Source organism: Ruegeria sp. CF2 (assembly GCF_056537385.1).
In genome coordinates this window covers 1,779,772-1,806,423 of sequence record NZ_JBQFRL010000001.1, presented here as the reverse complement: position 1 = coordinate 1,806,423, position 26,652 = coordinate 1,779,772, and the positions used below count along the sequence as shown (strand labels likewise).

General features: G+C 64.9%; 27 protein-coding genes, 1 tRNA gene and 1 riboswitch. Of the genes, 8 read left to right on the top strand and 20 right to left on the bottom strand.

The features are described from left to right. Positions 1 to 3 precede the first annotated feature (3 nt). From cobF to cbiE, 6 genes are read right to left on the bottom strand one after another with little or no spacing between them, the layout of a single operon-like run. Positions 4 to 747: a precorrin-6A synthase (deacetylating) gene (gene cobF, locus ACR0IR_RS09055; protein ID WP_170363066.1), complete on the bottom strand. Its 744-nt coding sequence runs from the start codon at positions 745 to 747 to the stop codon at positions 4 to 6. After that, a complete protein-coding gene (gene cobA, locus ACR0IR_RS09050) occupies positions 740 to 1,468 on the bottom strand; it encodes a uroporphyrinogen-III C-methyltransferase (RefSeq protein WP_170363067.1) in 729 nt (242 codons plus the stop codon). The genes cobF and cobA overlap by 8 nt, the downstream gene beginning before the upstream one ends. Further along, positions 1,465 to 2,781: a cobyrinic acid a,c-diamide synthase CobB gene (locus ACR0IR_RS09045; RefSeq protein ID WP_170363068.1), complete on the bottom strand. Its 1,317-nt coding sequence runs from the start codon at positions 2,779 to 2,781 to the stop codon at positions 1,465 to 1,467. Before ACR0IR_RS09045 ends, cobA begins: the two co-directional genes overlap by 4 nt. Next, entirely contained in the window at positions 2,774 to 3,568 is a 795-nt protein-coding gene (cobM, locus tag ACR0IR_RS09040; protein ID WP_149776913.1) for a precorrin-4 C(11)-methyltransferase, read from the bottom strand. The genes ACR0IR_RS09045 and cobM overlap by 8 nt, the downstream gene beginning before the upstream one ends. Further along, positions 3,565 to 3,933: a cobalamin biosynthesis protein gene (locus tag ACR0IR_RS09035; protein WP_170363851.1), complete on the bottom strand. Its 369-nt coding sequence runs from the start codon at positions 3,931 to 3,933 to the stop codon at positions 3,565 to 3,567. Before ACR0IR_RS09035 ends, cobM begins: the two co-directional genes overlap by 4 nt. Next, positions 3,930 to 5,129: a precorrin-6y C5,15-methyltransferase (decarboxylating) subunit CbiE gene (gene cbiE / locus ACR0IR_RS09030; protein ID WP_170363069.1), complete on the bottom strand. Its 1,200-nt coding sequence runs from the start codon at positions 5,127 to 5,129 to the stop codon at positions 3,930 to 3,932. The genes ACR0IR_RS09035 and cbiE overlap by 4 nt, the downstream gene beginning before the upstream one ends. On the opposite strand from cbiE, the gene ACR0IR_RS09025 reads away from it, so the two are divergent. Beyond that, on the top strand, positions 5,128 to 5,877 hold the full coding sequence (locus ACR0IR_RS09025; protein ID WP_170363070.1) for a cobalt-precorrin-6A reductase: 750 nt from the start codon (positions 5,128 to 5,130) through the stop codon (positions 5,875 to 5,877). The genes cbiE and ACR0IR_RS09025 overlap by 2 nt on opposite strands. Here the strand turns inward: ACR0IR_RS09025 and cobJ are convergent. From cobJ to ACR0IR_RS08985, 8 genes are all read right to left on the bottom strand, one after another. Next, on the bottom strand, positions 5,850 to 6,602 hold the full coding sequence (gene cobJ, locus ACR0IR_RS09020; protein WP_170363071.1) for a precorrin-3B C(17)-methyltransferase: 753 nt from the start codon (positions 6,600 to 6,602) through the stop codon (positions 5,850 to 5,852). The two genes, ACR0IR_RS09025 and cobJ, sit on opposite strands and share 28 nt — an antisense overlap. Next, positions 6,599 to 7,327, bottom strand: coding sequence for a precorrin-2 C(20)-methyltransferase (locus ACR0IR_RS09015; protein WP_170363072.1), 729 nt, complete (start codon positions 7,325 to 7,327; stop codon positions 6,599 to 6,601). The genes cobJ and ACR0IR_RS09015 overlap by 4 nt, the downstream gene beginning before the upstream one ends. Then, the gene (locus ACR0IR_RS09010; RefSeq protein WP_170363073.1) at positions 7,324 to 7,953 is read right to left on the bottom strand and encodes a precorrin-8X methylmutase; all 630 of its coding nucleotides are present in this window, start codon (positions 7,951 to 7,953) and stop codon (positions 7,324 to 7,326) included. Before ACR0IR_RS09010 ends, ACR0IR_RS09015 begins: the two co-directional genes overlap by 4 nt. After that, a complete protein-coding gene (locus tag ACR0IR_RS09005; protein WP_170363074.1) occupies positions 7,953 to 9,080 on the bottom strand; it encodes a cobalamin biosynthesis protein CobG in 1,128 nt (375 codons plus the stop codon). Before ACR0IR_RS09005 ends, ACR0IR_RS09010 begins: the two co-directional genes overlap by 1 nt. Next, complete coding sequence (cobN, locus tag ACR0IR_RS09000; RefSeq protein ID WP_170363075.1) at positions 9,077 to 12,370, bottom strand: cobaltochelatase subunit CobN; 3,294 nt, start codon at positions 12,368 to 12,370, stop codon at positions 9,077 to 9,079. Before cobN ends, ACR0IR_RS09005 begins: the two co-directional genes overlap by 4 nt. Before the next feature lie 6 nt (positions 12,371 to 12,376). Then, positions 12,377 to 13,432 carry a cobalamin biosynthesis protein CobW gene (gene cobW / locus ACR0IR_RS08995; RefSeq protein WP_170363076.1) on the bottom strand — a complete coding sequence of 352 codons (1,056 nt, stop codon included), beginning with the start codon at positions 13,430 to 13,432 and terminating at the stop codon, positions 12,377 to 12,379. 2 nt (positions 13,433 to 13,434) lie between these two features. Continuing rightward, entirely contained in the window at positions 13,435 to 13,818 is a 384-nt protein-coding gene (locus ACR0IR_RS08990) for a DUF1636 family protein (protein WP_093962591.1), read from the bottom strand. An 81-nt stretch (positions 13,819 to 13,899) separates the two neighbouring features. Further along, positions 13,900 to 14,104: riboswitch (cobalamin riboswitch) on the bottom strand. Positions 14,105 to 14,176: 72 nt separating this feature from the next. Next, entirely contained in the window at positions 14,177 to 15,052 is an 876-nt protein-coding gene (locus tag ACR0IR_RS08985; RefSeq protein WP_170363077.1) for a LysR family transcriptional regulator, read from the bottom strand. A gap of 108 nt (positions 15,053 to 15,160) precedes the next feature. Between ACR0IR_RS08985 and ACR0IR_RS08980 the strand changes: the two genes are divergently transcribed. Continuing rightward, entirely contained in the window at positions 15,161 to 16,117 is a 957-nt protein-coding gene (locus tag ACR0IR_RS08980) for an NAD(P)-dependent oxidoreductase (protein ID WP_170363078.1), read from the top strand. Between the two features lie 221 nt (positions 16,118 to 16,338). Here the strand turns inward: ACR0IR_RS08980 and ACR0IR_RS08975 are convergent. Further along, a tRNA-Cys gene (locus tag ACR0IR_RS08975) sits at positions 16,339 to 16,412 on the bottom strand. 227 nt (positions 16,413 to 16,639) lie between these two features. Between ACR0IR_RS08975 and ACR0IR_RS08970 the strand changes: the two genes are divergently transcribed. The 3 genes from ACR0IR_RS08970 (at position 16,640) to ACR0IR_RS08960 (ending at position 19,700) form a co-directional block, all read left to right on the top strand. Then, positions 16,640 to 17,293, top strand: a complete 654-nt coding sequence (locus tag ACR0IR_RS08970; RefSeq protein WP_170338223.1) for a protein-L-isoaspartate O-methyltransferase family protein — start codon at positions 16,640 to 16,642, stop codon at positions 17,291 to 17,293. A gap of 95 nt (positions 17,294 to 17,388) precedes the next feature. Next, positions 17,389 to 18,807 carry a TolC family outer membrane protein gene (locus ACR0IR_RS08965; protein WP_170338225.1) on the top strand — a complete coding sequence of 473 codons (1,419 nt, stop codon included), beginning with the start codon at positions 17,389 to 17,391 and terminating at the stop codon, positions 18,805 to 18,807. A 74-nt stretch (positions 18,808 to 18,881) separates the two neighbouring features. Then, entirely contained in the window at positions 18,882 to 19,700 is an 819-nt protein-coding gene (locus tag ACR0IR_RS08960) for a hypothetical protein (protein ID WP_170363079.1), read from the top strand. Between the two features lie 3 nt (positions 19,701 to 19,703). Here the strand turns inward: ACR0IR_RS08960 and ACR0IR_RS08955 are convergent, their stop codons facing one another. Both ACR0IR_RS08955 and ACR0IR_RS08950 read right to left on the bottom strand, forming a co-directional pair. After that, positions 19,704 to 21,161, bottom strand: coding sequence for a cobyric acid synthase (locus ACR0IR_RS08955; RefSeq protein WP_170363080.1), 1,458 nt, complete (start codon positions 21,159 to 21,161; stop codon positions 19,704 to 19,706). Between the two features lie 158 nt (positions 21,162 to 21,319). Further along, positions 21,320 to 21,640, bottom strand: coding sequence for a DUF6280 family protein (locus ACR0IR_RS08950; RefSeq protein WP_093962585.1), 321 nt, complete (start codon positions 21,638 to 21,640; stop codon positions 21,320 to 21,322). Positions 21,641 to 21,859: 219 nt separating this feature from the next. Here ACR0IR_RS08950 and efp point away from each other — a divergent pair, with 219 nt between their 5' ends. Next, positions 21,860 to 22,423: an elongation factor P gene (gene efp, locus ACR0IR_RS08945; protein ID WP_093962584.1), complete on the top strand. Its 564-nt coding sequence runs from the start codon at positions 21,860 to 21,862 to the stop codon at positions 22,421 to 22,423. A 40-nt stretch (positions 22,424 to 22,463) separates the two neighbouring features. Here efp and ACR0IR_RS08940 read toward each other — a convergent pair whose 3' ends face one another. Together ACR0IR_RS08940 and ygfZ are read right to left on the bottom strand one after the other, a co-directional pair. Further along, positions 22,464 to 23,429 (bottom strand): ABC transporter transmembrane domain-containing protein, encoded by a 966-nt coding sequence (locus ACR0IR_RS08940; protein ID WP_170363081.1) that lies wholly within the window; start codon positions 23,427 to 23,429, stop codon positions 22,464 to 22,466. A gap of 106 nt (positions 23,430 to 23,535) precedes the next feature. Next, entirely contained in the window at positions 23,536 to 24,273 is a 738-nt protein-coding gene (ygfZ, locus tag ACR0IR_RS08935) for a CAF17-like 4Fe-4S cluster assembly/insertion protein YgfZ (RefSeq protein ID WP_170363082.1), read from the bottom strand. Between the two features lie 72 nt (positions 24,274 to 24,345). Between ygfZ and ACR0IR_RS08930 the strand changes: the two genes are divergently transcribed. Beyond that, a complete protein-coding gene (locus ACR0IR_RS08930) occupies positions 24,346 to 24,945 on the top strand; it encodes a glycosyltransferase (RefSeq protein ID WP_367647642.1) in 600 nt (199 codons plus the stop codon). Here the strand turns inward: ACR0IR_RS08930 and ACR0IR_RS08925 are convergent. Then, positions 24,893 to 25,762 (bottom strand): hypothetical protein, encoded by an 870-nt coding sequence (locus tag ACR0IR_RS08925; RefSeq protein WP_170363083.1) that lies wholly within the window; start codon positions 25,760 to 25,762, stop codon positions 24,893 to 24,895. The two genes, ACR0IR_RS08930 and ACR0IR_RS08925, sit on opposite strands and share 53 nt — an antisense overlap. Before the next feature lie 106 nt (positions 25,763 to 25,868). Here ACR0IR_RS08925 and ACR0IR_RS08920 point away from each other — a divergent pair, with 106 nt between their 5' ends. Continuing rightward, positions 25,869 to 26,639, top strand: a complete 771-nt coding sequence (locus ACR0IR_RS08920) for an alpha/beta hydrolase (RefSeq protein WP_170363084.1) — start codon at positions 25,869 to 25,871, stop codon at positions 26,637 to 26,639. The last annotated feature ends 13 nt before the right edge of the window (positions 26,640 to 26,652 follow it).

Sequence of the window (26,652 nt, the reverse complement as noted above, 5' to 3'; positions counted from 1 at the left end):
GCGTCAATTCCCGCGCTTTTTCAGAACATAGATATCCATGATCCAGCCGTGCCGGGCGCGGGCTTCGGCGCGGGTGCGCAGAATCTGGTCGGCCACATTGGCCAGCGGACCCTTGATCAGGATCTGCTCGGGCATACCCACGTAAGCCCCCCACCAGATGTCAAAATCGGCCATGTCCAACGTCTGGAACGAACATTCGCCATCCAGCATCACCGCAACCGTATCGGCGTCGCTGGGCCAGCCCTCGTCGCGGATGCGCCGGCCGGTGGTCACCAGATAAGGCGCGCCGATCTCATTGATTGGCATGGCATGGGCCGCCGTCAGCGCCTGCAGCGCCGTGATGCCGGGGATCACCGTGGTGTTCGGCTGCGGGGCCAGCCGCGCCGCGATTCGCAGCGAGCTGTCATAGAGCGACGGGTCGCCCCAGATCAGCAGGGCGACGGTGCGCGCCTCGGGGTGTTCGTCCATCGCCTCCTGCCAGCGCAGGGCGATTGCGTCGTGCCATTCATCCACGCCGCGCAGGTAGCCGTCCTGCGACCGGCGCTCGGGGATGTCGAAATAGGAGATTTGGGGCGGTGTGTCGGTGACCTTGTGGATGATTTCCTCGCGCACGCCGGCCAGATCGGCCTTGTTGGCGCCCTTGCGCGGGATCAGGATCAGATCGGCCGCGCGGATCGCCTGCGCGCCCTGAAAGGTCACGTGGTCCGGGTTGCCGGTGCCGATCCCGATCAAGACCAGATCAATCATCGTCGAACTCCGCCAGCGGGCCATAAAGGATCAGCGCCGGCGCGGTGCCGATCTCGGAGCCCAGACGCTCGGCCAGTGCGCCGACGGTGGACCGGTGCATCGATTGCTCGGGCGTCGAGACCGATTCGGCCATCAGCGCAGGGGTGTCCAGCGGCAGGCCATGCGCGTGCAGCGCCTGCGCTAGCAGGGGAAAGGTGCGCTTGCCCATGAACACCACGGTCGTCGCACCCGGGTCGGCCAGCGCGGGCAGGTTCAGGTCCTTGGGCAGCTTGCCGCTGACATCGTGGCCGGTGACGAATTGCACCCTGCGCGCGGTCAGGCGCCGGGTCAGCGGGATGCCCGCCGCCGCAGCCGCGGCAATGGCCGAGGGGATGCCCGGAATGATCTCGTACGCGATCCCGGCAGCGCGCAGGGCCACCAGTTCCTCCTCGAGCCGCCCAAACAGGCCGCCATCGCCCGATTTCAACCGCACGATCCGCTGGCCGGTCTGGGCGTACTCGACCAGCAGGCGGCTGACATGGTCCTGCTTGGGCGAGGGCCGCCCGGCGCGTTTGCCCACGCCCACAAGGTCGGCGTCCTTGCGCGCATGGCTCAGGATCGGCCCGCTGCTGAGATCGTCGAACAGAACCGCGTCGGCCTTTTGCAGCCGGTCCACGGCCTTGAGGGTCAACAGCTCCGGGTCGCCGGGGCCGGACCCGATGAAGGAAACGAAACCGCTCATGCGCTGGCCTCTGCGATCAGATGGAAGAACGTACCGGTGACATGTCCGCGGCGCGATCCGGTCTGCGGACCTTCGGCGCCTTCGGCGTCAAAAACCCGCGCCAGAGGCGCATCGGGCTGCTCGACGATCGAGGAATAGTGGAACTCGTGCCCCCGCAGCGCGGTCCCGGCCGAGAACCCGGGCATGTCGGCCAGCAACTCGGCCCGGCGATAGCCCAGGTTGAACTTGCGCTTCTCGTACGAAGTGACTAGGCCCAGCAGCCCGGCCATCCGGTGGCGGGTGCCGTCCTTGTCGATCAGCCCTTCGCCCAGGGCCATGTAGCCGCCGCATTCGCCATGCACGGGCCGCGTTTCAGCATGTTTGCGCAAGCCGGTCAGGAACTGCTCTGCCGCAGCCAGGGTTCCGGCGTGCAGTTCGGGGTACCCGCCGGGCAACCAGACCAGATCGGCATCCGGGGCCGGCGCCTCGTCCGCCAGCGGAGAAAACGGCAGGATCTCGGCCCCGGCCGCCCGCCAGCCTTCTAGAAGATGCGGATAGGTAAAGGAAAACGCCGCGTCCCGGGCCAGTGCGATCCGTTGCGCCGGAGGGCGCGGCAGCGCGGCCGACGACGGCCCCATCGGGCCCGAGGAGGCCGCCCGCATGATCGCTTCCAGATCCACATGTTCGCGCAGAAAGGCCGCGTAGCTGGCAATTGCGCTTTCCAGATCGGGGTGCTCGACCGCCTGGATCAGACCCAGATGCCGCTCGGGCAGGGTCAGGTCGCCGCGCCGGGGCAATACGCCCAGAACCGGTAGGCCCGCGCGCTCCATCCCCAGACGGGTCAGGCGTTCGTGGCGCGGGCTGGCGCAGCGGTTCAGAATCACGCCGGCAAAGGGCAGGTCGGGGTTGTACATCCGGAACCCCAGCGCCGTTGCGGCGGCCGATTGCGCCTGACCACCCACATCCAGCACCAGAACCACCGGCCACCCCATGCGCAGCGCGGTCTCGGCGCTTGACCCGTGGCCCAGTTCTCCCGGCTTGGCGACTCCGTCGAACAGGCCCATCGACCCTTCGGCCACCACGATGTCGGCGCCTTTGGCCTGCGCCGCAATCGCGCCCAGCAACGGCGCGCCCATCGCCCAGCTGTCCAGGTTGAACGAGGCCCGCCCCGCCGCCGCCCGGTGAAAGGCCGGGTCGATGTAGTCCGGCCCGCTCTTGAAGGGCTGCACCGTGAGCCCGTCCTCGGCCAGCGCGCGCAGCAGGCCCAGCATCACCGTGGTCTTGCCCGTCCCCGAGGATGGAGCCGAGATCAGCAGTCCGGGCGGGTTAGTCATCGCCGTGACTCCAGCTTGACCACGGGCTGTCGGCGCTTTGCGGGCGATAGCGGCGGTCATAGGTCTTTGAATACAAGCAGCTTTCGTCGAAGCCTTCGCCCGCCAGCGCCGGTCCGACCAGGATCAGCGCGGTGCGCGAGATGCTCTCGTCCAGCGAGTCCTTCAACGTGCCCAGCGTGGCGCGGATGATCCGCTCATCCGGCCAGCTTGCGCGGTACACCACGGCCACGGGGCAGTCGGCGCCATAGGCGGGGGTCAGGTCGGCCACCACCTTGTCCAGATTGCCGATCGACAGGTGGATGGCCAGTGTGGCGCCGGTGCGGGCGAAGTTTTCCAGCGTCTCGCCTTCGGGCATGGACGAGGCGCGCCCCGGGGTCCGCGTCAGCACCACCGATTGCGCCAGCCCGGGCAGGGTCAGCTCGGTGCCCAAAGCGGCGGCGGCGGCGGCAAAGGACGGAACGCCGGGCGTCACGCTGACGGGAATGCCCATCTGTTTCAGGCGCCGGATCTGTTCGCCCATCGCTGACCAGACCGACAGGTCGCCCGAATGAAGGCGGGCCACGTCCTGGCCGGCGTCATGGGCGGTTTTGATTTCGGCCATGATCTGATCCAGATCCATCGGCGCGGTGTTCACGATGCGCGCACCTTCGGGGCAATGAGCCAGGATCTCCTCGGGCACCAGCGATCCGGCATAAAGGCACACCGGGCAAGCGGCGATGATGTCGCGCCCGCGCAGGGTCAGAAGGTCGGCGGCGCCCGGTCCGGCGCCGATGAAATGAACGGTCATGTCTGTCCTCCGATGGCGACCGCACAGGTGGCAAGCCGGTCGTCCGAGATCTGTCTGTGTGAAAGCAGCCGCGCGCCAGGTCCGGCGGCGGCAAGGGCGGATGCTTCGGCCACGCTGCCGGTGCCATGGGTGGCGCGGCTGCGGGGAGAGCAGGTGAGCGTGCGTTGCCCGGCCAGATCGGCGGGGTCCGCGAAATGCAGGGGCAGGGCGCAGGCGGCGGCAAATTCGGCCAGCGCCGGGTGGCCGGCCTTGTCGGCGGCGGTGGCCAGCGCGTCCACCGCCTGCCCGGCAGTGGCGCGGTCGAACGCGGCTCGCAGGCTGGCGCAGGTCGCGGTGGACGAAAACCCAAGCCCGGCCACGATCATAGGGTCACGCTCCACTGCACGACCGGATAGGCCGATTTCCAACCGCGCCGGGGACCGAGGTCGCTGGCCTGCGCCAGCTCGATCCGCAGCAGGTCGCCGCCCAGCTTGGCGTGCCATTGGCCCAGCACCGCTTCGCTTTCCAGCGTCACGGCGTTGGCCACCAGCCGCGTGCCCGAGGGCAGGTTGGCCGCAAGCCAGTCCAGCAGCGCGTCGCTCAGCCCACCGCCGATGAACACCACGTCAGGCAAGGGCAGGCCGTCCAGCGCGTCAGGCGCCCGGCCATGGATGACCTGCAACCGATCCTGTCCCAGCGCGTCGGCATTGGCGCGGATGCGCGCGGCGCGGTCGGCGCGCGGCTCGATCGTGGTGGCGGTCAGGGACGGGTTGGACATCAGCCACTCGATGCCGATCGAGCCGCTGCCGCCGCCGATGTCCCACAGATGCTCGCCCCGCGCAGGCGCCAGCGCCGACAGGGTCAACGCGCGCACCGGCCGTTTGGTGATCTGCCCGTCGGTCTCGAAGATCTCGTCGGGTTTGCCCGAGGCCAAGGGCAGCGCAGGCCCGTTGCCCGAAACCTCGAGCGCAACGCAGACCGGATGCTCGAACGCGCCCAGCAGGGCTTCGGTCAGGGACATGCTGCGCGCGCGTTCCCGAGGGCCGCCGAGGGCCTCCATCACGTGCAGGGTCGTTTCGCCGAACCCGGTCTCGGTCAGATAGCGGGCCAACTCGGCCACCGCGGCCCCGTCGCGCAGCAGGACGATGGCGCGCAGGCCGCGCGACAGATGCGGACGCAGGCGGGTCAGGGGGGCGGCGTGCAGGCCGAAGGTGGCAGTGCTTTCCAGCGGCCAGCCCAACCGCGCGGCCGCCAGAGCGAAGGTCGACTGCCCCGGCCGTGCCACCCAGTCTTCGGGGGCGAAATTGCGCGCGATCACCGACCCGGCGCCAAACCAGAACGGATCACCCGAGGTCAGAACCACCGTGCGGCGGCCCTTCAGCCCTTGCAGGATGGGTAGCCCGTCGGCGAACGGCACCGGCCATTCGATGCGTTCGGCTCCGGTTTCGCGAACCAGTGACAGGTGCCGCGGCGGGCCCATGATGACCTCGGCGCGTTCCAGCTCTTGACGGCTTGCGGCCGACAGGCCATCCAGTCCATCCTCGCCCAGGCCCAGAATGGTCAGCCACGGAGTTTCAGACATGCCCAACCTCCTGATCCTTGGCGGCACGACCGAGGCCAACGCATTGGCCCGCGCCGTGGCGGATTTGGGTGTGGCGGCAACCTATTCCTATGCGGGCCGGGTCGACAACCCGCGGCCGCAACCGCTGCCGACGCGCGTAGGTGGCTTCGGCGGGGCCGAGGGTCTGGCGCGTCACATCCGCGACAACGGCGTGACCCATGTGATCGACGCCACCCATCCCTTTGCCGCGCAGATGAGCCGCAATGCCATCGCCGCCTGCCAGCAGACGCAGACGCCGCTGGCCGCGCTGACCCGCGCAGAATGGACGGCCGCGCCCGGCGACCGGTGGCAACACGTGCCCGACATCGCCGGCGCCGTCGCCGCGCTGGCCGGTCCGCCGCGTCGGGTGTTCCTTGCGGTGGGGCGCATGCATCTTGAGGAATTCGCGGCGCAGCCCCAGCACCACTATCTTCTGCGGCTGGTCGATGAACCCGGCCCGCTGCCCTTCGCCGATTGCGACGTGGTCGTGTCGCGCGGGCCTTTTACGGTTGAAGAAGACACGGCGCTGATGCGCCGGCACCGAACTGAACTGGTGGTGTCCAAGAACGCCGGCGGCACCGGCGCGCGCGCCAAGCTGGACGCCGCGCGAGCGGTGGGCATCCCGGTGCTGATGATCGACCGGCCCAGGCTGCCCCGCCGGGTCGAGTTGACAAGCGTGCCGCAGGTTCTGGACTGGTTGACTCATTCCGGTGTCGACCTTGGGGTATAGACGATGGGGCCGATCGGCCGCTCGATGACGCGGGTCAGCGACGAGCCGACGATCACCACCGTTTGCATGTCGGCCATGTCGGGCGTTGCCTCGGCCAGGGTCGCGATGCGGATCGCCTCGTCTGGGCGCGATACGGCGCGGGCGAACAGGATCAGGCGCTCGGGCTCGCATTCCTGCCGCAGGATTTCCAGCGTCTTTACAAAGCCTTCAGGCCGCGACTTCGAGCGCGGATTGTAGAAGGCCATCGCGAAATCGGCCTGCGCGGCCAGCCGCAGGCGTTTCTCGATCACGGCCCAGGGCTTGAGATTGTCGCTGAGGTTGATGGCGCAGAAATCATGGCCCAGCGGCGCGCCCGCCCGGGCCGCGGCGGCCAGCATGGCGGTGATGCCGGGCAGAACCTCGACAGGGATTTCACGCCAGGTGGCCGGGCCGGTTTCCAGCGCCTCGAACACGGCGGCGGCCATGGCAAACACGCCCGGATCGCCCGACGAGACCACGACCACCCGCTTGCCCTCGGCCGCCATGCGCAGCGCGTGCTGCGAGCGGTCGATCTCGACTCGGTTGTCGCTGGCGTGCAGGGTCAGGCCCGGCCGTTTGGCCACCCGCGCGACGTAGGGAATATAGCCCACCACATCAGTCGCCTCGGCCAAGGCGGCGGTCACCTCGGAGGTCACCAGCGCCTCGTTTCCGGGGCCAAGCCCGGCGATCTTGACCCAGCCGCTCATGGCCGCCGCCCCTGTCCGTGCACGATGATGATCGAGAAATAGGGCGTGATCTCGGTGCAGGCGTCGCTCAGCTTGCGGACGGTCTGGTTGGGCATCTGCGCGTATTCCACGATCCAGGCCCGGTCGAACAGGCCCGCCGTTTTCAGCGCGCGTTTCACCTTGTCGATGTTGCGGCCGATCTTCATCACCACCAGCGCGTCGGTGCGCGCCATGCGGTCGGCCAGAACCTCTTCGGGCAGGGTTCCCATCAGCACCGTGAGGATGTCGTCGCCCCAGGTGATCGGATCGCCCGAGGCCGTCCATGCGCCTGACATGCCGGTGATCGCCGGCACCACCTCAACGGGCACTACGTCGCGCAGGCGGCTGTAGAGATGCATGAACGAGCCGTAGAAGAACGGGTCTCCTTCGCACAGCACCACCACGTCTTCGCCCTGATCGGCCAGTTCTTTCAGGCGCGCGGTGCAGCGTTCGTAGAACTCGGCCAGCAACGCGTTGTAGCGCGGATCGGTGACCGGGATCTCGGTCGTGACCGGGTATTCCATGGGAAACTCGACCGCATCGTCGCGGATCATCCCGTTGACGATCTTGCGCGCCTGCCCGGTGCGGCCGGGCTTGCGGAAATAGGCCACGTGTTTCGCGCCGCGCAACAGGCGGTCGGCCCGGACGCTCATCAAATCGGGATCGCCTGGGCCGAGGCCCACGCCATAGATCGTGCCCATGCTCATTCCGCCCGGCTTGCGATGGCGTTGATCGCGGCGACGGTGATGGCGCTGCCGCCCAGACGGCCCTTGACGATGCAGCAGGGCACCGGCTGCGCTTCCCAGAGGGCGTCCTTGGATTCGACCGCACCGACAAAGCCCACCGGGCAGCCGATGATCGCGGCGGGGCGGGGGCAGTCGGGGTCTTCCAGCATGTTCAGCAGGTGAAACAGCGCCGTGGGCGCGTTGCCGATGGCCACCAGCGCACCCTCCAGATGCGGGCGCCACAGTTCCAGCGCGGCGGCGGATCGGGTGTTGCCCATCTTCTCGGCCAGCGCGCGCACGCGCTCGTCATGCAGGGTGCAGATGACCTGGTTGTCAGCGGGCAGGCGAAAGCGTGTGACGCCTTCGGACACCATCCGCGCGTCGCACAGGATCGGCGCGCCGTTTTCCAGCGCGGTACGGGCAGTGCGCACGAAGCCGTCCGAGAAATAGATGAATTCTTCCAGCCCGACCATCCCGGCGGCATGGATCATGCGGACGGCGACCTGCTCTTCGTCCGGATCAAAGCGGGCCAGATCGGCCTCGGACCGGATCGTGGCGAAGGATTGCTTGTAGATCGCCGCGCCGTCGGTTTCGTATTCATAGGGCATCAGGTCAGGTCCATGGTCTTCAGTGTTTCGGGGTCCAGCCCGCGCTGGAGGGGCTCATCCCCCGCGCGGCCGTGTTTTACAAGATCAAATCGCCCATTGCGTCCCACCAGCGTCAGATCGGCCGCGCCCATGCGCGCGCAGCCCTTGGCGCAGCCCGAGACATGCAGGCTGCCGGACACGCGCGGAGCCAACGCGCGGGCGATGGCGCGGGTCTCGGCCTGCGCCTGCGGACAGAATGGCGCGCCGGGGCAGGCGTCGGTGGTCAACAGAGGGTCGGCGCCGTCCGTCACGAAGGCCGGGGCGGGGATCGCCGCCCCACCTTCCAGCAGGAACAACCGCCAGGGCGTGACGCGCAGGGCGGCGGCGCCCGAGGCCTCGACCAATGCGCGCAACTCGGCGGCGGGCAGTTGCCCGAAGGCCGCGCCATAGATCGGGCCCATTGCGCCGTTGCCGGGTTGCAGCGCCGGTGCCGTGGGGCCGGGGGCGTGGCCCTGCCATTCCTCGGGCAGAGCCTGCACCGCGATCAGGCGGGCCATGCGGCGGGTGTCAGAAGTGAAGCGCTCGGCAAACCAGCGGGCCAATTCGATCGCGCGATCGATAGCCTCATCTTCGATCACCAAACGGCCGGTCTCGGCCCCGTCGGCGCGCAGGATCAGGCCCGAAGGTCCTCGCTCCAGTCGGATGTCGGACGAGTCCCCAGCGAGCAGCCGCGCCTCGTCGGTATCCACCGCAAAGCCGAACTTGGCGGGCAGGGCGGGCAGATCGCCCAGCCGGTCGATCAATGCCTGTGTCAGGCGTGCGGTCAGGTCGCCCGGCTGATACAGCGGCGACACAAGGATGTTGCGCCGGGTTTCGATGCCCGGTTCGGCGTCCAGCAGGTTCAGCGCCGACATCTCGGCCAGCAGCGCCTGGTGGTTGGCCTCGGCCACGCCGCGCAGTTGCAGGTTGGCGCGGTTGGTCAGGTCGATGGTGCCGTTGCCGAAGCGCAGCGCCAGATCGCACAGCCCCAGCGTTTGGGCTGCGCTCAGCCGGGCCAGACGCGGGCGCACCCGCACCACCAGCCCGTCGCCGGACATCATCGGGCGATGCGCGCCGGGGCACCAGCCCTGAACGACCGGGGCGCTCATCCCAACCCCTCCAGATCCGCGCGGATCGAGTTGCGGCGGGTGTTCCACAGCCCGGCCTCGAACAGCGCGCGGAACCGGTCCTGCATGGCCTGATGGGCCTGCGGATTGGCCTGCTGCAAAAAGGCGTCCACCTCCGGGTTGCCGAGGGTGGCATCGTGATAGAGGTCGAACAAATGCGGGGCGACGCTGCCCGACAGATGTGCGAAAGACGCCATGTGATCCAGCGTCGCGGCGATCTCGGCCGCGCCGCGGAATCCGTGGCGCTGCATACCGGCGATCCAGTCGGGATTGGCGGCGCGGGCGTGGACCACGCGGCTGATTTCCTCGGGCAGGGTGCGGGCGCGGGGTGTTTCTGGGCGGGTATTGTCCAGGTGGTACAGCTGCGCCTGCCCGCCGGTCAGCTTTTTGGCGGCGGCAAATCCGGCCTCATGCGTGGCATAGTCATTGGCCAGCAGCAGGTCGGTCTCGGTCAGGTCCTGCAGGTGCACGAAACTGTCGGCCTGCGCCACGCGCTGGGTGATCCCATCGAGGTCGTGGGCAATGTGCTCGCCCTCGAAGGCAAAGGCGCTGGCGTCCAGCCAGGCCTGACCGGCCTGCGCGCGCGCCTCGTCGGTATAGGTCTCCGACAGGTGGGTCATGTTCAGCCCATAGCTGCCCGGCGCCGGGCCATAGACGCGGGCGGCGGGCGGCTGGCCCGCATAGGGGTTCCAGTCGGGCGCCTCGTCGCGTTCCGACAGCGCCCGGACCGCCTGTCCGAACAGCGCCGACTGGGTCGGGAACACGTCGCGGAACAGGCCCGAGACACGCAGGGTCACGTCCAGCCGCGGGCGCTCCAGGTCGGTGATCGGCAGAACCTCGATCCCGCTGACGCGCTCGGACCCCGGATCCCAGACCGGTTTGACGCCCAGCAGGTGCAATGCCATTGCAAATTCCTCGCCCGCCGTGCGCATCGTGGCCGAGCCCCACAGATCGACGATCAGGCCCTTGGGGTAGTCGCCCTCCTCCTGCAGGTGGCGGCGCACCAGTTCTTCGGCCAGTTTCACCCCCTGCGCATAGGCCGCGCGGGTCGGGACGGAGCGCGGATCGGTGGTGAACAGGTTGCGCCCGGTGGGCAGCACGTCGGTGCGCCCGCGATAGGGCGAGCCGGACGGGCCAGCCTCGATCCGTTTGCCGGCCAAGGCATCCAGCAGGGCCTGCCGTTCGGTCTGTGCTGACGCGGCAGTATCGAAATTGCCCGCAACCTGCGGCGCGCGGCCAAAGACGTGCAGCCCGTCGCCGAACTGGCTTTCCTTGATGTCGCAGACGAAACGGTCGATGCGGGTGATTGCCTCGGCGGTGCTGGTGGCCTGATCCAGCCCCAGATCGGCCTCGAGCCCGATGGCCTGTGCCTCATCCCGGATATCGGCCTGCAACCGGTCGCGCCGCTTGGGATCCAGCCCGTCAGCGTTCGAGAACTCGTCCAGCAGCGATTCCAGCCGCACCATGCGGTCGGGCGTGCTGCTCTGTTTCATCGGCGGCGGGATATGGCCCAACGTGACGGCCCCGATCCGGCGCTTGGCCTGCGCGGCCTCGCCCGGGTCGTTCACGATGAACGGATAGATCACCGGCAGGTCGCCGATCAGCGCCTCGGGCCAGCATTCCGCCGAGAGGGCGACCGATTTGCCCGGCAGCCATTCCAGCGTTCCGTGGGCGCCGATATGGATCAGCGCATCCGCCCCCAACCCGTGCCGCAGCCACAGGTAGAAGGCCACATAGCCATGCCGGGGCGTGCGCGACAGGTCGTGATATTCGTCGTCGCGCAGTTCCGGCGTGCCGCGTTCGGGCTGCAACGCCACCAGCGCCTTGCCGCGCCGAAGCGCAGTGAAGTGAAAGGCCCCATCGGCGCAGGCCGGGTCGTCCTCGGGCGCGCTCCAGACGGTTTCCAGATCGGCGCGCATCGCTTCGGGCAGTTGCGCCAGCGCTGCGCGGTAGGCCGAGACCGGCCATGAAATCCGGGCGTCCAGCAGCGTGTTGGCAATCGGTTCGGCGGGGGCGGTGTCATAGCCGGCGCCCTGCAGGTCGGACAGGATCGCCTCGGCCGAGGCCAGCGCGTCCAGCCCCACCGCATAGGCCATCTGCCAGTATTTGCCCGGATAGGTGGACAGGACCAGCGCGGGGACCTGTTGCGCCTTTGGTTTCTCGGCCAGGTCCACCCAGGCCATCGCCCGGTCGACGATGGCGGTGATCCGGTCGGGCTCGGGTCGGTGGGCGAAACGGGAATATTCCAGATGCGGGTCGCGCTTGCCCGGCTCCTTGAACGAGGCGACACCGGCTGTGATACGCCCGTCTACCTCGGGCAGGACCACATGCATGGCAAGATCGGCAGGCGACAGGCCGCGTTCGGCCTCGGCCCAGGCCTTGCGGCGCGAAGTGGCCAGAGCGACCTGAAACACCGGCACGCCCGCCACGTCCAAGGGCGATGTGCCCGACGCGCCCTTGCCTGAAAACGAGGTGGCATTGATGATGGCCGAGGGCGCCATCGCGGGGATATTCTCGGTAAGCCACTCAGCCGCCGCAGGCGCCTTGAGCGAGGGCGCAAACAGCCCCACCGCCTGATGACCCCGCGCGCGGATTTCCCGAATCAGGGCCGCGACCGGCGCGGTATCGGCCGAAGTCAGGTAGGCGCGGTAGAAGGTCACGATGATGCGCCGACCTTCGCCCGCGAAGGTGTCCTCGGGCGCGATCACGCCGCGATCCGGGCACCACGCGCCGCAATCGGGCAGGGTCTTGGCCCCCATCACCGGCCCGGCATAGAGCCCCGCCGCCAGCGCCATCTGCGCCAGCGCCGCCTGCGCCGCGACCTCGCCGCCGGTGTCGCACAGATGCGCCAGCCGCCGCAGGGTCGAGACCGGCAGGGTGGAATAGTCGTCCAGCCGCGTATCCTCGCGCCCGTCGGCGGGCAGCACCGCCAGCGCGATGCCCTTGGCCTGTGCCAGCGCCAGCACCTGATGCAACCCGTAGGACCAATAGGGCACGCCGCCGATCAGCCGGATCAGGATGCCCTTGGCGCCCTCCAGCGTCTGCTCGACATAGGTATCGACCGACAGCGGATGTTTCAGCGCCGTCAGGTTGGCCAGCCGCAACGAGGGCATCCGCCCCTCGGGCCCGCCGCCGCGATGCCAGCCGGCCGCGAAAGCACCCAGATCGCTGTCCGAAAAGGACAGCACCACCAGATCCGCCGGGCTCTGGCCCAGATCGGTCGGGGTCTCGGTTTCTTCGAGCCCGTGGCTTTCGCGGAAGACGACGTGCATCGGTGCTTACTCGGCGGCCTCGGTGACGCCCGTCAGGATGCCGCGGATCGCGGCTGCGTCGATGTCGTCATGCTCGGCGATGACCACAAGGCGCGAGCGGCGCTCTTCCTCGGGTTTCCACGGGCGGTCATACTGGTGCCGCACCCGCGCGCCGACCGCCTGGACCAGCAGGCGCATCGGCTTGCCCTGAACGGCGGCATAGCCCTTGACCCGCAGGATGTTCAGCTCGTTCGCCAGACGCTCGATATTGGCGACCAGCTGCGCCGGGTCGGTCTGTTCTGGCAGCTCGACCACAATGCTTTCGAAATCGTCATGTTCGTGGTCGTCATGGCCATCGTGATGCGAGGGGCGGGCGTCCATGTCGTCTTCGGCTGCGGCCTCCAGCCCCAGCACCACGCGCACGTCCACCGCACCCTCGGCCACTTCGACCACGGGCAGGGGGCGGGGCGCCTCGGCGGCGATGATCTCGCGCGCCTTGGCCACGCCTTCGGGGCCGGCCAGGTCAGGCTTGGTCAGCAGGATGATGTCGGCGCACGAGATCTGATCCTCGAACACCTCGGACAGGGGCGTTTCGTGGTCGATCGAGTCATCGGCCATGCGCTGGGCATCCACCGCCGCGACATTCGGGGCGAAGCGGCCTGCGGCCACGGCCTCGGCATCGGCCAGAGCGATCACGCCGTCCACGGTGATCTTGGAACGGATGTCGGGCCAGTCGAACGCCTTGAGCAGCGGTTTCGGCAGGGCCAGACCGCTGGTTTCGATCAGGATGTGATCGGGGCGCGGGTCGAGCGCCATCAGCGCCTCGATCGTGGGGATGAAGTCATCGGCCACGGTGCAGCAGATGCAGCCATTGGCCAGTTCCATGATGTTTTCCGCCGGGCAGTCGGGGATCGCGCAGCTTTTCAGGATTTCGCCATCGACGCCCACGTCGCCGAATTCGTTGACCACCACGGCCAGCCGCTTGCCCTGCGGGTTTTGCATCAGATGGCGGATCAGCGTGGTCTTGCCCGAGCCGAGAAAGCCGGTGATGACGGTGACGGGAAGTTTTTCGAGGGTGCTCATGCTCAGGCTCCAATCGGGGGAATGCGGGCGGCGCAGTTCTTGCGGAAATGTTCAGGGCGGTCGCGCCATTTCACAAGGCCATCATCCGCGGCCAGATATTTGGTGGCGCCTTCGACGATGATCTCGACATGGTCGGATTCGTTCAGGTTTTCATAGACGAAGGTCCAGCGCGACGGCCCGCCGCGCAGAACGATCGAGCAGCCCTGGTCGCAGTTCGACAGGCATTCGACCGGCTTCAGAGTGATGCCTTCGGGCAGGTCGGCGGCGGCCAGCGCCTTGTGCAGCAGCGTGCCGGGGCGCTGGGCGTCGTCCTCGATGGGCAGCCCGCGTCGGCAGGTGGTGCAGACCAGCAGCTCGACTGGTGTGGTCTCGGTCACGTCTCTCATCCCCATCACTCGGTTGTCGGGGGACGGGGTATGCGCGGGCCACGTTGCGGACATGGGCCCGACACCGGAACACCCCGTCCGGTTTGTCTTCGGGCGTTGGCAGGTCTCCCGGCTTGCGGATGTCAGAGCGTCGCTCTGTCGGATGTCCCGCCTTCCCGGCCTGCGGCCAGTGGCATTTGGGCACCCTCTCCGGTCACGGTCGCGGGGGCGGCTGCGTTTGACGGAAAACCGCTGACGCATTCCCTTTTCATCTGTTTGCACAGACACCAACGCAAGCGACATGCGGTACGGGCAGGGGGGTTGTCAAGCGCGCAGGGGCAAGTGCTTTGCGTCGGATCGAAAAAGCGACTTGCCGGGGTCAATCCGCGGCATCACCGGCCAATCGGTCGCGCAACCACGCGAGGAACAACTGGGCGGGGATGGACGGAGGCGCCGCGCTGACGCTGCGGATCAGGTAGTGCGACTGGGTAAAGGGAATCGCCGGCCCCGCAACCCGGATCGGCGCGCCCTGGGCGATGGCGTTGAGCGCGAACCGCTCCAGAACGGTGGCGTAGCCCGCGCCGGCCGTCACCAGTTGCAGCGCCGTGACGGTCGTATCCGCCGAATGGCGCGCGGGGCGGTCGGGCAGGTCGGTGCCCGTGGCCTCGAAGTACCGCGCCCAGTTGTCCTCGTACCCCAGAATGTGGATCAACGGGCCGTTGCGCAGGTCTGGCGCCGGGTCCTGCGCCCGGCAGACGGGCACCAATCGTTCCGAGCACAGCCGTTCGGCCGCAACACCGGGCCAGTCGCCATAGCCCAGCCGGATTTCCACGTCCACATCGGCAGGCGCGGCCGAGTCGTTCCAGATATGCGACACCAGCCGCACCGGGATCTCGGGGTGCTGCGCGCTGAACGCGGGCAGCTCGGCCGCGATCCAGTAGGTCATCGACGATATCGCCGCCCGGATGGTCAGCGCCTGTCGCGAGGCGGGGCCGAACAAGCTGTTGGTGGATAGCGCGATATCCGACAACGCCCGGCGCACGGTCAGCGCATAGGACTGGCCCAGCTCGGTCAGCGACAGGTGTCGCGCGTTGCGGGCAAAAAGCGGCTGCCCGAGGTCCGCCTCGAGCGAGCGGATATGCAGCGACACCGCCGTTTGCGTCAGGCCCAGTTCCTGCGCGGCGGTTGTGAAATTCAGGTGGCGGGCAGCGGCCTCGAAGCTGCGCAGCCAGGCCGGATTGGGCAGGCGGTCCATTCAGCACCAAAATATTTTACATCTAAACTGACTTTTTATTCGTTTCTTTTGTCGGTGGGCAACGGAAATACTCGGGCTAACGAAATTGCGCCTGCAGGAGGGCAGAACATGAAGGTCGGGTTCATCGGTTTGGGCAATGTGGGGGGCAAGCTGTCGGGGTCGCTGCTGCGCAACGGTGTCGACCTGACGGTGTATGACCTGAACCCCGATCTTGTTGCTGAATTCGCGACCAAGGGAGCCAAGGCCGGCGAAAGCCCGGCCCAGATGATGCGCGACTGCGATGCGGTCATCACCTGCCTGCCATCGCCCGCTGCCTCGGACGCGGTGATGCAGCAGATGCTGCCCGAGGTGACCCACGGCAAGATCTGGATGGAGATGTCCACCACCGACGAGGCCGAGGTCAAACGCCTGGGGGCCATGGTGATCGAACGCGGCGGGGCGGCGGTGGACTGCCCGGTTTCGGGCGGGTGCCACCGGGCGGCCACGGGCAATATCTCGATCTTCGCGGGCTGCGACCGGGCCACGTTCGAGCGGATCCTGCCGTTCCTGACGACGATGGGCCGGCGCATTCTGCATACCGGCGATCTGGGCACGGCCTCGGTTCTGAAGGTGCTGACCAACTATCTGGCCACTGCCAACCTGATCACCTGCGCCGAGGCGCTGGTGACCGCCAAGGCCGCCGGGATGGACCTGAACACGACCTACGAGGCGATCAAGATCTCGTCCGGCACGTCCTTCGTGCATGAGACCGAAAGCCAGGTGATCCTGAACGGCTCGCGCGATATTTCCTTCACCATGGACCTGGTGAAAAAGGATATCGGCCTATTCCAGGAGGTCGCCGACCGCGCCGGCGTGCCGTTGGAGATGAACCCCCTGATGATCAAGATATTCGACGACGCCATCGCCCGCTATGGCGAGCGCGAGCTGTCGCCCAACATCATTCGGCGGCTCGAGGATGCAACCGGGCTGAGCATTACCGCGCCCGGTTTTCCGGCCGAGATGCAGGACGATGAACCGGAAGAGCCGGGGTACGAGGTGATTCCGCAAGGTAGAAGCGCGGTCTGAGCCGACGGTCAGTAAGAGGCACGCCCTTTCCGGGTGTGTTTTGCGTGGGTCGAGTGCGTAGGCGGTGCCCCAGCACGGACTAAATCCTTGCCCGATAGTTACTGGTTAGCTCGGCTGCGCTAACCATCTCCGCACGTATTTTGGCGTTTCGTATCAACAAACTGTTCCAGTCGACTATTATTAGGATCAGAGAGCAGCGATGCAGTGCGAGGCTAAAAAGTTGGAGGCGAGTACCGGAATCGAACCGGTGTACACGGATTTGCAATCCGCTGCGTCACCACTCCGCCAACTCGCCTTTTCAAGCAATTTCAATTACTTGACGTGGTGCAGACGCGGTTCTAGCAGCTTTCCAGAACAACGTCCAGAGGGTTGCTGAAATTTCCGCCGGCCACGGCGATGGATGGTCGGTCAACGCTGTGGCAACTTTTGTCGCGGCCTGCAATTTTTGCCGGGCTGGCCGTTGCCGGGCGGGATCGGATGTGGCAAAAGCCGAGCAACCATGGGAAATATACGAGCGGTCACATGACGGATTTCGCAGCCCGACGCCACACGATGGTAGACACTCAGATCAGGCCCTCTGATGTCACCAAATTCCCGATCATCGATTCAATGCTGAAGGTCCAGCGCGAGAACTTCGTGCCGGATGCCAGTCGCGAAGTGGCCTATGCTGGCGACCTGATCGACCTGGGAAACGGGCGCTGCCTGCTGGAGCCGAGGACTCTGGCGAAGATGCTGGATGCATTGAATATTTCGAATGACGAGGTGGTTCTGGATATCGCCCCAGCGTTCGGATACTCGACCGCCGTGGCCGCGAACATGGCGCAGCTTGTGGTGGGCGTCGAGGATGACGAGGCCAACGCAGCCGACGCGCAGTCCCGCCTGATGGAGGCGGATATCGACAACGCGATCATTCATGTCGGACCTTTGGAGCAGGGGGCTGCCGAGCATGGCCCTTATGATGTCATCATCATCCAGGGCGGTGTGGAACGTCTGCCCGATGCCCTGCTCGATCAACTGAAAGATCATGGCCGCATCGCCTGCCTGTTCGTCGAAGGCAATCTGGGCACCGTTCGCATTGGTCGAAAGTCCGATGGGCGGGTGACTTGGCGTCATGGCTTCAACGCAAACGCCCCGGTACTGCCGGCGTTTTCGGCCGAGTGTGCATTTTCGCTATAGTCGATCAGCGGTTTTCCGCGGTCCCTTGATTAGTTGAAAACAAAGGCGCAAACTGCCTGCGGGCTTGCGTTATTTTGATTTGAGAGGATTTGGGTATGCTTGGAACGGCTGGAGGGAAGCTGGTCAAGGCAGTCGCTCTGACGGCGGGAATCGCGCTGAGCGTGATGCCGGGGCGCTCGGTTTTGGCGGACAATCTGACCGACGCGTTCATCGGTGCATACAACACAAGCGGGCTGTTGGAACAGAACCGCGCCTTGCTGCGCGCAGCCGACGAAGACGTTGCAATCGCGTTGTCGGCCCTGCGCCCGATCATCAACTGGACCGTCCGTGTCAGCCAGGATTACGCCAAGACCCGCGCCGGAACTGTGGTGTCGACGGTCGAACCATCGCGCTTCTTCTCGGGGTTAACGCTGAGCCAGCTGGTCTATGACGGCGGTGCATCGATTCTCGGGAAACAGTCGGCTCAGGAAACAGTTCTGGCAACCCGCCAGGCATTGATCGACATTGAGCAACAGGTTCTGTTCCGCGCAACGACGGCTTATCTGAGTGTTCTGCTGCAGGAAGAAACGGTTCAAATTCGCCAGAACAACGTCAATCTCTCGGGCGAGGAACTGCGGGCCACGCAGGACCGTTTTGAAGTCGGTGAGGTCACCCGGACCGACGTCGCGCTGTCCGAAGCGCAGTTGGCAAGCTCGCAGGCTGATCTGGCCGATGCGCGAGGCGACCTGAGCACCGCTCAAGCGGAATACGTGAATGCCGTCGGCAAACAGCCTGGCCGTACAGCGGGCCAGCCGCGTCTGCCGAAGCTACCCGGTTCATTGGCCGAGGCCATCAGCCTGGCACAAAGAAACCATCCGGCAATCCTTTCGGCGCAGCATCAGGTGCGTGCCTTGGATCTGACCGTGCAGCAGCAGCGCGCGGGCCTTGGTCCGAATGTCAGCCTGAACGCGGACGCGGGGATAACGGAAAGCTATGACAACGACGACTATACCAACGATGCGTCCATCTCGTTGAATTTCAATCAGCCCATCTATGCCGGTGGTCGATTGGCGGCTAACGTGCGCCGAGCAATGGCTCAGCGGGACGCATCGCGCGCCAACCTTCTGAATGTGCAGAAAGACATCACTCAGGGTGTGACGGACGCCTATGTGCGCTTTGAAACGGCCACGGCCAGCCTGCGAGCATCCGTCGAACGGGTACGCGCATCGCAGGTCGCCTTTGACGGGATTCGCGAAGAGGCCACGCTGGGGGCTCGGACCACGCTGGACGTTCTGACCGCTCAGCAGGATTTGCTGGACGCACAATTGGCCGAAGTTGCCTCGCGGACGGAGCGGTCTTTGGCTGCCTATCAGTTGTTGCAGGCACAAGGTCTGTTGACTGCCGAGCGTCTTGGATTGGCGGTACAGATTTACGACCCGACGCTCTACTACAACCTGGTCAAAAAGGCGCCAGCACAGATCAGCAAGCAAAGCCGCGACCTGGATCGAGTTCTCAAAGCTTTGCGGCGCGAGTGATCAGCCACACTATCTGTTGTTAGGTTCGACCGGATTGGATACACTGGTCCAAAAGGTCAGAGCGGTAGAGAACAATGACGGATAGCAGTGTCAAAGCAGGTGTCGAAGACGTATTGTCGTCGATCAAGCGTTTGGTCAGCGAAGAAGGGCGCAAGGTCCCGAACCTGATCAAAGCGACTGCGGCCCGCAAGCCGGGACGCCTGGTTTTGACGGATGCCCTGCGGGTTGGCACACCGGCCGAGGATCCAAAAGCACCTTTGAAGCTGGCCCAAAAGATCTCGGCTGAGGCGGCCTCGCAGCATGCTGCGAATGTCGAGGCTATGCGCCCGGCCAACGACCTGTCACAACCTATGCGGTTGCGGTCTTGCGATATCGTTCGTCCCGGAACCCCGGCAATCAACGACATTGGCGGCGAGTCTTCGAATGATCGCGAAGGCCGCAGGGATCTGGCCGGCAGCCTGAGCGCCAAGATCGCGGCTCTTGAGGCTGCGATTGCGCGGACCGAAGATCAGTGGGAGCCTGACGGTGAAAGCGACGACGCCTATTCCGGCACGCGCACCGACACGGTCAGTTGGGCCACGGACACCGGGTTTTCGGCATCAAAGGATGCGCCTGAGTCTGAGGCGGAGATGGACGCTGACAGCGACGAGGAATCAACGCCTGCCACGTTTATCCGGGACAACCGGGATGCCTCTGAGGCCGAGGTAAAGCTGGATCAGGAAACGCCGGCGATGGCGACCGGCACGATGGATGAAGAGGAATTGCGCGAGTTGATCGCAGACATCGTCCGTCAGGAACTGCAGGGCGCGCTGGGTGAACGTATCACCCGCAACATTCGCAAGCTGGTGCGGCGCGAGATCAACCGCGCTTTGGCCGCTCAGAATTTGGATTGACGCTCAGCCGAACCGAGGCTCGGCTGCCAGTGACAGCAGGGCATCAAGGTCCATATGCTGTTCAAGGTGATCGGCCAACGCCTCCAACGTTTGCTCAACACTGTCTTCGTATGCCAGTTCCGACCTGGCGCCAAACCGCTGCAGATACGACGCGCGGAAGGCGTCTGACGCGAAAATGCCGTGCAGGTAGCTTCCCAGAACGCGCCCGTCTCTCGATGCGGCGCCTTCCGGGCGCCCTTCCACCTGCAACCATGCGCGGGCAGTATCCGGACCTTGGGTGCGCCCCATGTGGATTTCGTAGCCGGTGACAGGCTCGCCGCCGGGCAAGGCCTGCGCTGATTGCAGTTCGACCCGTTTTTCCCCGGACATAACCGTTTCCACGTCCAGCAAACCCAGCCCATCGACGCCGCCGGGTCTGCCGTCCACTCCGTCGGGGTCAGCGATCACCCGGCCCAGCATCTGATACCCGCCGCAGAGGCCAAGAACATGGCCGCCCCGCCGTACATGGGCATACAGGTCGATGTCCCAACCCTGTTTGCGGAAGAAGGTCAAATCTCCGATCGTTGATTTGCTGCCCGGCAGAATCACCAGATCCGCGTCACCGGGAAGGGGGCGGCCAGCCGGAATGATCTCGACCGAAACACCCGGCTCGGCAGACAGCGGGTCCAAATCGTCAAAATTCGCCATGCGCTCCAACTGCGGTACTGCAACCTTGCAGGTGCCGCCTGCGTGCGAGCGGATATCCATCATGTCTTCGGCCGGCAGTTTCCAGGCGTCGTCAAACCAGGGAACGACGCCCAGGCAAGGCCATCCGGTGCGTGCCGCAATGTCGTCGCGCCCGTCATCAAACAGGCTTACGTCTCCCTTGAAGCGATTGACTGCAAAGCCGCGGATCATTGCTAGATCGGCACTTTCCAGCACTGTGTGGGTGCCGACGATCTGCGCTATGACACCGCCCCGGTGAATGTCTCCCACCAGTATGACGGGCACATTCGCGGCGCAGGCAAAGCCCATGTTGGCGATGTCGCCTGCCCGCAGGTTGGTCTCGGCCGGACTGCCGGCGCCCTCGACCAGCACAAGGTCGGCATCTTGGCAAAGTCTAGCAAAGCTCTCGAGCGCAGCGTTCAGAAGCTTGGATTTGTCCTTGCGATAGTCCTTGGCCCGCATCGTTCCCGCCCGCTTGCCCTGAACGATCACTTGCGCACCGGTATCGGTTTCCGGCTTCAGAAGGATTGGATTCATGTCCGTATGCGGCGGGCGCCCCGCCGCCCGGGCCTGCAGCGCCTGGGCGCGGCCAATCTCGCCTCCGTTTGCCGCCACTGCGGCGTTGTTGGACATGTTCTGCGGTTTGAAAGGGGCAACCTTCAACCCTCGCCGCGCAAAGGCCCGGGCCAGCCCGGCCACAAGCATCGACTTGCCGACGTTGCTGCCGGTTCCCTGAATCATGATCGCGCGAACCATCTGAGCCTCCTGCGGATGTTGGCAGATGACCGCATTTATTCAGCCGACGAAAGCGTGGATCGGGCCATTTGCACGACGAATGCGACTATTCCGCTGCGTACAGGGCAAAAAAAAGCGCGCCGAAAGTACCGGCGCGCGTTTTTGGGTCGGGCAAAGCCTTAGGCGGCTTCGGCCTGCTGTGCAGCGTTGCGGCGTTCGCTTTCTTCGCGCGACAGGGCGACGGACGTACGCACGCCACGGCCAACGAACTCCATCAGTCCGTGGACAACCCGTTCGTTCGGGTCGATGCCAGCGCAGGACAGCACTTCGCGACCATCGCGCGAGCGTGCCCAGCGGGCGATTTGTTCCGGGCCATTGCCGTATTTCTTGTCATCGGCGATGGCATCATCGAGTGCAGCCAGCACAACGGCCGCGAAAAGTTTGCGGGCACGGTTGCCTTGCTCATTGTTAAAGGCGGTGCCGTCAACGAAATCTCTCATCTCGTTTTCCTTGTTGTTCTTGCTCTTGTAATTTTCGGCGTGGCGGTCCTTATGACCTATTTAGTGCGATTCGGATACACCTAATTTGCATAGTTGCGTTGCGTCATTTGCATGGCTCTCTGCAGGTGCAGCACTAGGTTTCGTTGTATTGCATGGATCGGTCCCGCCAGATATAGGGACGACAACTGACGCATCAACCATGTGTGAAGGAAATATGTCATGCCCAAGATCAATGGGAACGAAATTCGCCCGGGCAATGTGCTTGAGCATAACGGCGGTCTGTGGGCGGCGGTCAAGGTCGATCACGTCAAACCGGGCAAAGGCGGTGCCTTTGCACAGGTAGAATTGCGGAACCTGCGCAACGGCTCGAAACTGAACGAGCGGTTCCGTTCCGCGGACAAGGTCGAGCGTGTTCGGTTGGAGCAGAAAGACCAGCAGTTCCTGTATGAAAGCGACGGGATGCTGGTATTCATGGATGCCGAGACCTATGAACAGATTGAATTGCCTGCAGATTTGCTGGGTGACCGTCGTCCGTTCCTTCAGGACGGAATGACCATCGTGGTCGAATTCTATGAAAGCGAGGCGCTGAACGCGACGCTGCCTCAGAAAGTCGTCTGCAAGGTCGTCGAGACCGAACCGGTCGTCAAAGGTCAGACTGCGGCGAACTCGTTCAAGCCGGCGGTTCTGGACAACGGGGTCAAAGTCATGGTGCCGCCGTTCATCGCGCAGGACGAGATGATCGTCGTGAACACCGAGACAATGGAATATTCCGAGCGCGCGTAACGTCGCGTCATACTCGGAGAAAGACCAAGAAACCGCGCCGCTATTCGGCGCGGTTATTTTCTTGCGAGGCGACCCCGCCCCGGCGGTAGCGGGCGCGGTCCGGGCCGAACAGTTCCAGCAACAGCTCGAACTTGATGCGATTGGCGCTGACCTGTCGGTAAAAAGCGATGAGAAACCCGGTCGGCCCTTGGATCCGGGCCAGACCGCTGGTCGCGGCGACCACGGTTCCCACGTCGGTTTCTCCTTGCAGAACCAGCCATCCGCCCAGCATCAGAACACCGACGGTGCCTGCACCGTTGATCACGCTCAGCAGAAACTTGGCCGACAATTTCCACAGGAACATCCGCCGCCGGGTGTCGTAGATCGCGTCGAACTGGTCGTGCACCTCTTGAGTCACGGCCTCGATGTTTTCGATCGTCAGATGGTCGGTCGCGCTTCGCAATATGCGGACGCGGTCCGCCACGAACACGTTCACCTTTCTCTGCGAGACGAGAACGATAAGGATCTGCGGTGCGATCATCGAAAGGGCAATCAGTCCCAGCCAGGGTTGCGTCGACGAGATGTAGCCAATCACGCTGACCAAGGTTCCGATCTGTACGACCGGGTCCGAGAATGCGCCTCCTGCGAATTTGCCCAGCTCTTCGGCTTCGGCAGAGATGGCCGTCGTCATGGTTCCCTTGCGGACATTCTCGCCCGACTCGTCCACGTCCACGGTGCGGGCCAGCAAAAGCTGGCGAATGCGACGGATCATGTCTTCGCCCAATGTCCCCGCGCGATATCCCAACACCCATTTCAGGGCGAGGCTCAGCAGGATCACCCCCATCATGCCGGCACCCAGCAGCAGGAGATGAGGCGCCTCGATATTGTCCGAGGTCAGATGGTTGATGATGTCCCGTTGAAACTCCAACGGGGCCGCGGCAAGAGCCGCGACCGACAAGGACAACAGGATCAGTATGACTTGCCGTCCGGCGCTGGCGCGCCAGATGGCTGAATACAGTTGGAGCATGCAGGCACCCGATCAGCCAAGTGCCTCAAGTCTTACCGTGTGGCCGGCCCGGATAAAACGTTTGCAAAGCAGCCCGGTTAGTGGTCGTGCCGGTTGGGCAACAGGCTCAATCCAGCAGACGCAGCCGGGCGTCTCCGGCCTGCATGTCGTCGCCCGCCCGATCAAGGCGCAGATAGGCGATGGCCTGTCCGTTCGATTGCGTGAACAGCGTACCAGCTGGCTTTCCCGCCGAGAGGATTTCGGAGCCGACCGGAGCCGCGCCGTCGATGGCGACAACCCGCAGCCCCTTGCGCAACTGGGTCTTGTGCTTCATGCGAGCGGTTACCTCTTGCCCGACATAGCAACCCTTTTTGAAATCAACGCCGTTGAGCGGCTCGAAACCGGCCTCGAGGATATAAGTGTCCGGTGTCAGCTCGATCCCGGTTTCCGGGATGCAATAACGCACCCGAATTGCGTCCCAATCCGTTCCATCATCGGCTTCGGGAGCGTCAGAATATGCGCGCCAGCCCATATCGGGGTGACGAGGATCGGGCAGGGCGCCTTCGGGTGCGGGCCCGGTTCCGCGTTGCAGGTGCAAGTTGGTTTCCTCGATACGCACGTCCGCCCGCAGCTTGTACATGTTCAGCCGCTTGATCAGTGCATCCGCCATCCACTCAGCCACGTCCAGCAGTACCGAGTCGCCATCGCGTTTCAGAAAGAAATCGGTGAGGTATTTGCCTTGCGGGGTCAGGATGGCCGCGTAGACAAGACCATCGTCCAGCTTGCGGGTGTCATTGGTGACCAGACCTTGCAAGAAGCTGTCGGTATCCGTGCCGGTCAGGCGCAAAATGCGGCGGGTGCTCATTTTTGGGTCCTCGTCATTGCCCTGAGAGCGGTGATATAAGCGAACCCGTTGCCAAGACCAGAGGTTTCGAACGTGTCCGCCCCGATCAGTATCGTGATTCCGACATTCGATTCCCAAACCGAACTCGCGCGCACGCTGATGACCCTGATGGAAGGTCTGCACGCCGGTCTGATCCGCGAACTTGTCATCGCCGATGGAGGGTCGACCGATCATACGTTGCGTATTGCCGATGAAGCAGGTGCCCGGATCGTTGCCGGGGCCGGGTCCCGTACCGCGCAGCTGCGCGTGGGATGCGACGCCGCAGTGGGCGACTGGTTGCTGATCATCCTTCCGGGGACCGAGCTTGAGCCGGGGTGGACCGACGCGGTGGCCGAGCACCTTGTAACGCGGCGTCCGGGTGTGTTCCGCCTTGGGTTCCGGTCCTCAGGCCTGAGCCCGAGTTTGACGGCAGGCTGGGCCAATCTGCGCAGCCGGGTCTTTGGATTGGCGTCTGTTGATCAGGGCCTGCTGCTGCCGGCGCAATTGTACAAGGCCGCCGGTGGATATCCGGATCAACCGGGGAAGGAGGGGGCGCTCATGCGCTCTCTGCCGCGCGCGACACTATTGCGGGCGCGTGCCATTACAGGCGCCGGGCGCCGTGGTCGGACGCGTCCTGAGGTGCCACCGCGGTAACCTCGGTCGCAGGTGCTTCGGAGGTTGGCTTCCGCGCCGTCGGCTCGGCGATGAGGTTGGACCGCAACTCGACAACAGATTTGCCCAACCGGAATGGTGCCGCAAAGCTGACAAGACACAGCGCGATGATCTGTAGCACGAGAATGTGGGCGTTTTCCTGGAGGTACTCCCACTCTCCTTTCAGTTTGGCGACCTGAGCGATCAAATCATCATAGCTTTGCGCGAGGATCATATAGTCTCCGGCGATTGCCGGCACTTTCCGCCGCATGTTGTCGATAGCGGTCTGCGTTTCTTCGTCCAGCGTGGTGAATACTAGGAATTGCTCGATGTCGAAGGCATCGGCCTTGGCGGCCATGTCCTGAATGTCATCCATCTGGCCTCGGGACCGTGCGCCTAAGATGAAGTTCAGGCCCTGCAGCGGCGCAACTTCGTTGGTGACGGCGATGAACAGCGGCAGGTCGGCGTTGCTGGCGGTCGAGGCCGACAGGAATTCGACCTTGTCGCACAAAACCGCCGTGTCCGGATCGTAGGCCGGATCGCAGAACCGCAGCCGGAACCGCGCAGCGTCGCGATCGAAGGCCAGTGTCGCCGCATAGGCAACGTCGATCTGCCTGTCCAACCTTGAGCTGTCGGATTTGTAGAGCCCCGCCATGACCGCCACCAGCGCGCCCAGCCCACCCAACACGACCCACACGAGGTCGGCCAGCTTCCATGCCCGGTGACCCGCTGGTTTGCGAAACAGGAACGCGGTGCCAATCGATCCGGCCAGAAAGAACAGCAACAGCAGGGGCAGCTGATAGTCGGTGATGAAGCTCATGCACCTGAGTTTAAGTGGCCAGGCTTCCCACGCAACAGCGATCACGTGCAGTTGTAACGCGTGTCAGGATGCCCATACTCGGGTCAGGGACCGGAGGGAGAACGTGATGACCAAAGAGATTGTGCTGATCCACGGGGCGTTTGCCGGGCCGTGGTGCATGGCGGACTATGCGGAGTTCTTCCGCGCCCGTGGCTGGACGGTGCACACTCCGGCGCTGAGGTTCCATGGCGGCGATCCTGCAGCCGAGCCCGATGCGGGTCTGACCGACACCAGCGTGCTGGATTATGCCAACGACATTGCAGAATTCGTCCAGGGGTTGGACAGCAAACCCGTGATCCTCGGGCATGCCATTGCGGGCGTCGTCGCCCAGCAGGTTGCGTCTCGCGGGTTAGCCAGCGCCATCGTGTTGATCAACCCGAACGCGGCCTGGGGCACCCTGCCGGAAACCGATGACGAACGCGCCGTGCCGCGCGCCTTGATGGAGGGCGGGGCGTTCTGGAAGCAGCCCATGCGCGTCGACTTCGACTTGATGGCCCCATTCGCATTGAACAAAATGCCCGAAGCCCAGCAACATGCGGTCTTCGATCAGCTTGGCCCGGAAAGCGGGCGGGTGATGTTCGAGATGTTTTTCTGGATGTTCGACGATCACCACGCGATGAAGGTTGATATCGACAAGGTCGACTGCCCGGTTCTGATCGTTTCAGGCTCGGAGGACAGGGCGGTGAACCCCAACACCTGCCGTTCCTTGGCGAAACTCTATGGCGACCGCGCGACCTTTCTGTCCGCAGAAGGTCACGCGCATTTTCTGTTCATGGAGCCCGGTTGGGAAAAGCCAGCCGCACAGATTGCGGACTGGCTGGACCAGAAGCTGGGCTAGGGGCCGTTCAGGC

What these genes read in the sequence shown, in the direction of transcription:
- cobM (WP_149776913.1), bottom strand. Translation starts at nt 3,568, where the DNA reads ATGACCGTTCATTTCATCGGCGCCGGACCGGGCGCCGCCGACCTTCTG.
- ACR0IR_RS08950 (WP_093962585.1), bottom strand. Translation starts at nt 21,640, where the DNA reads ATGAGAGATTTCGTTGACGGCACCGCCTTTAACAATGAGCAAGGCAAC.
- ACR0IR_RS09015 (WP_170363072.1), bottom strand. Translation starts at nt 7,327, where the DNA reads ATGAGCATGGGCACGATCTATGGCGTGGGCCTCGGCCCAGGCGATCCC.
- ACR0IR_RS09005 (WP_170363074.1), bottom strand. Translation starts at nt 9,080, where the DNA reads ATGAGCGCCCCGGTCGTTCAGGGCTGGTGCCCCGGCGCGCATCGCCCG.
- cobW (WP_170363076.1), bottom strand. Translation starts at nt 13,432, where the DNA reads ATGAGCACCCTCGAAAAACTTCCCGTCACCGTCATCACCGGCTTTCTC.
- cobF (WP_170363066.1), bottom strand. Translation starts at nt 747, where the DNA reads ATGATTGATCTGGTCTTGATCGGGATCGGCACCGGCAACCCGGACCAC.
- ACR0IR_RS08985 (WP_170363077.1), bottom strand. Translation starts at nt 15,052, where the DNA reads ATGGACCGCCTGCCCAATCCGGCCTGGCTGCGCAGCTTCGAGGCCGCT.
- ACR0IR_RS08925 (WP_170363083.1), bottom strand. Translation starts at nt 25,762, where the DNA reads ATGAGCTTCATCACCGACTATCAGCTGCCCCTGCTGTTGCTGTTCTTT.
- ACR0IR_RS08955 (WP_170363080.1), bottom strand. Translation starts at nt 21,161, where the DNA reads ATGGTTCGCGCGATCATGATTCAGGGAACCGGCAGCAACGTCGGCAAG.
- ACR0IR_RS08960 (WP_170363079.1), top strand. Translation starts at nt 18,882, where the DNA reads ATGACGGATAGCAGTGTCAAAGCAGGTGTCGAAGACGTATTGTCGTCG.
- ACR0IR_RS08980 (WP_170363078.1), top strand. Translation starts at nt 15,161, where the DNA reads ATGAAGGTCGGGTTCATCGGTTTGGGCAATGTGGGGGGCAAGCTGTCG.
- cobN (WP_170363075.1), bottom strand. Translation starts at nt 12,370, where the DNA reads ATGCACGTCGTCTTCCGCGAAAGCCACGGGCTCGAAGAAACCGAGACC.
- ACR0IR_RS08990 (WP_093962591.1), bottom strand. Translation starts at nt 13,818, where the DNA reads ATGAGAGACGTGACCGAGACCACACCAGTCGAGCTGCTGGTCTGCACC.
- ACR0IR_RS09045 (WP_170363068.1), bottom strand. Translation starts at nt 2,781, where the DNA reads ATGACTAACCCGCCCGGACTGCTGATCTCGGCTCCATCCTCGGGGACG.
- ACR0IR_RS09025 (WP_170363070.1), top strand. Translation starts at nt 5,128, where the DNA reads ATGCCCAACCTCCTGATCCTTGGCGGCACGACCGAGGCCAACGCATTG.
- ACR0IR_RS08920 (WP_170363084.1), top strand. Translation starts at nt 25,869, where the DNA reads ATGACCAAAGAGATTGTGCTGATCCACGGGGCGTTTGCCGGGCCGTGG.
- efp (WP_093962584.1), top strand. Translation starts at nt 21,860, where the DNA reads ATGCCCAAGATCAATGGGAACGAAATTCGCCCGGGCAATGTGCTTGAG.
- ygfZ (WP_170363082.1), bottom strand. Translation starts at nt 24,273, where the DNA reads ATGAGCACCCGCCGCATTTTGCGCCTGACCGGCACGGATACCGACAGC.
- ACR0IR_RS08965 (WP_170338225.1), top strand. Translation starts at nt 17,389, where the DNA reads ATGCTTGGAACGGCTGGAGGGAAGCTGGTCAAGGCAGTCGCTCTGACG.
- cbiE (WP_170363069.1), bottom strand. Translation starts at nt 5,129, where the DNA reads ATGTCTGAAACTCCGTGGCTGACCATTCTGGGCCTGGGCGAGGATGGA.
- ACR0IR_RS09010 (WP_170363073.1), bottom strand. Translation starts at nt 7,953, where the DNA reads ATGCCCTATGAATACGAAACCGACGGCGCGGCGATCTACAAGCAATCC.
- cobJ (WP_170363071.1), bottom strand. Translation starts at nt 6,602, where the DNA reads ATGAGCGGCTGGGTCAAGATCGCCGGGCTTGGCCCCGGAAACGAGGCG.
- cobA (WP_170363067.1), bottom strand. Translation starts at nt 1,468, where the DNA reads ATGAGCGGTTTCGTTTCCTTCATCGGGTCCGGCCCCGGCGACCCGGAG.
- ACR0IR_RS08940 (WP_170363081.1), bottom strand. Translation starts at nt 23,429, where the DNA reads ATGCTCCAACTGTATTCAGCCATCTGGCGCGCCAGCGCCGGACGGCAA.
- ACR0IR_RS08970 (WP_170338223.1), top strand. Translation starts at nt 16,640, where the DNA reads ATGACGGATTTCGCAGCCCGACGCCACACGATGGTAGACACTCAGATC.
- ACR0IR_RS09035 (WP_170363851.1), bottom strand. Translation starts at nt 3,933, where the DNA reads ATGATCGTGGCCGGGCTTGGGTTTTCGTCCACCGCGACCTGCGCCAGC.